This is a genomic window from Neobacillus sp. 19 (assembly GCF_049463095.1).
In the GTDB taxonomy this organism is placed as follows: domain Bacteria; phylum Bacillota; class Bacilli; order Bacillales; family Cytobacillaceae; genus Neobacillus.
In genome coordinates, this window is the sequence record NZ_JBMPZU010000102.1 from 1 (window position 1) to 1,897 (window position 1,897).

Here is a 1,897-nt window from a genome sequence, read left to right on the forward strand (position 1 = left end):
TAGTTAGACCGAAAAGCGGAATGTTAAGAATTGAAAACTATTTGAAATCAGTCATTGAAAAAGAGGATCACTCATGGGCAGAGGATGCAAAAAAACGCTGGGATAAGGATTTAAACCTCTTAAATCATTTCTATGAGGACGTAGATGAAGAGAACGAAAGCTACGAGACAGAAAAAAAGGCTCTCCAGGAACAGTATGAACCAAAAATAAACATCTCGTTCATCAATGGAGGCCTCTTTTATCTAACAGAAAATGCTATATAAAGAAACAAAAGGTCCATTACACCTCGTTTTAATGTAATGGACTTTTTATTATAGGGTTTATTCACAATTTGGAGTCAACTTTTTAGAGTTTCCGTTTCTTCTTCACTTCTGAATAAAGGATATAGGGTAATATCCCAAACCATCGATACCAAAAATCCGCCTTTGTCTGCTTTTTCTCTATCCGAAGTCGTTTTCGTTCATCTTTTGGCTGGTCAACATATTTTACAATGGTTTGGGTCATGTATTTTACATAATCATTTGTCTTCATGGACACACCTGCCTTTTTTGTACACCTACATTATATCCATTTTGAAGAGAATTCAATCAAATCATTTAAGCTCCACCCACTTGACCATTTTTTTTGATTTCGTATCAAATGTTCCATAACCGGAGATGGTTTCACCGGAATTCATACGAAGCGTGAAGGTTATTTTTTGGGCAGATCCGGCCGGGATTTCGGCTTGGTAGTCCATGGTTCCATTTACATAGACAATCGATCCCTTTGATGGATTCATACCATTATTTTGTATTGCCGATTCCATTTTTTTCACTGAAGAAAGTAAATAATATTCCTGTTGCAGGATCGAAGTTGTTTCGTGAGCCATTTTGCTTTCTGTAACTAATTGTTCAATTTGCATCGAGAAAAATAACAGAAATATGATAAGCAGGCACAAGACAAGCGGGTAGGTAAACCCTTTTTCGTTATATTTCATTGGCCTGCATTCCAATTGATTAATGGATAGCATGTAATTGCATATTCTTTACCCCTGATGTCTGTAACATTGATTTTAACAACGTTATTTGTGACGGAGAACGACGATTGAGAAACATTCTGGAGCATTATTTCGTGCCCAGTTGAATTTACCCTTCTTCTGATATTCGTCCCATACACCTCAATTTGGATGATCTCCGAACCCTTTGTGAGGATTAAACGCCCCGAGCTAACATCCGCCCGTGAAGCAAGCCGTACTTCTTTTTTTATTTGGCTGGAAAATACCTCCCATTCCATTGCCTGTAAATTGCTGTCATTACTTTTTGTGTTAAGTAGTATTTGAAAAATTGGGGACATAAAGAAAATAATGGTGGAAAAGATTGAAAAGGCAATCAAAACTTCAATAAGAGTAAAAGCTCTCTCATTCGAGTACACCACAAACTTTGCATTCCGGGAGGGTACTAATTTTTTCAACCTTCACACACACCTCCTTTCGGCCGTCCAATCCTAAATCATTCCAATTGATTTTGTACTCCACCTTATTTCGAATGATGGAGTAATTATTAAAGGATTGACCATCACTAATCTTTGCCTGCAATTCTTCATACATAAGCTTTCGCGCTGTATTCTCTATTTTTAATTGCCAGGATTGTTCCCTTAACTCCATTAATAATGGCAGCAAATATAAACTCAGCATGAACAAAGCTGACAGTGATAACAACAATTCTAGTAAAAAAAAACCACTATTGTTCCGCAACATAAAACCGTCCCTTTCCAATCAAAACGGTTAGTTTGTAATTCTTTTTTGGGGTATAGATAAGGATGGTTCCAAACCTGTTAACATTTCCGTCACTTAAGAATTTGAAATACAATGGGATAGAACCTTCCCTTAGCAAAACTTTTGAAGAATATTTCCTCACGA

5 protein-coding genes are annotated in these 1,897 nt (G+C 36.7%); 1 reads left to right on the top strand and 4 read right to left on the bottom strand.

Going from position 1 to position 1,897, the window contains the following annotated elements; translation table 11 throughout:
* Positions 1-263: YqhG family protein (locus tag ACO1D1_RS28125; RefSeq protein WP_423337748.1), on the top strand; the 263-nt coding region annotated here is incomplete at its 5' end.
* An 82-nt stretch (positions 264-345) separates the two neighbouring features.
* Here ACO1D1_RS28125 and ACO1D1_RS28130 read toward each other — a convergent pair.
* From ACO1D1_RS28130 to ACO1D1_RS28145, 4 genes are all read right to left on the bottom strand, one after another.
* Positions 346-531, bottom strand: a complete 186-nt coding sequence (locus ACO1D1_RS28130; protein ID WP_149870968.1) for a YqzE family protein — start codon at positions 529-531, stop codon at positions 346-348.
* Between the two features lie 61 nt (positions 532-592).
* The gene (gene comGG / locus ACO1D1_RS28135; protein WP_423336600.1) at positions 593-976 is read right to left on the bottom strand and encodes a competence type IV pilus minor pilin ComGG; all 384 of its coding nucleotides are present in this window, start codon (positions 974-976) and stop codon (positions 593-595) included.
* A complete protein-coding gene (gene comGF / locus ACO1D1_RS28140; protein WP_223820794.1) occupies positions 973-1,449 on the bottom strand; it encodes a competence type IV pilus minor pilin ComGF in 477 nt (158 codons plus the stop codon). The genes comGG and comGF overlap by 4 nt, the downstream gene beginning before the upstream one ends.
* Positions 1,397-1,672, bottom strand: coding sequence for a hypothetical protein (locus ACO1D1_RS28145; protein ID WP_149870970.1), 276 nt, complete (start codon positions 1,670-1,672; stop codon positions 1,397-1,399). Before ACO1D1_RS28145 ends, comGF begins: the two co-directional genes overlap by 53 nt.
* Between the last annotated feature and the right edge of the window lie 225 nt (positions 1,673-1,897).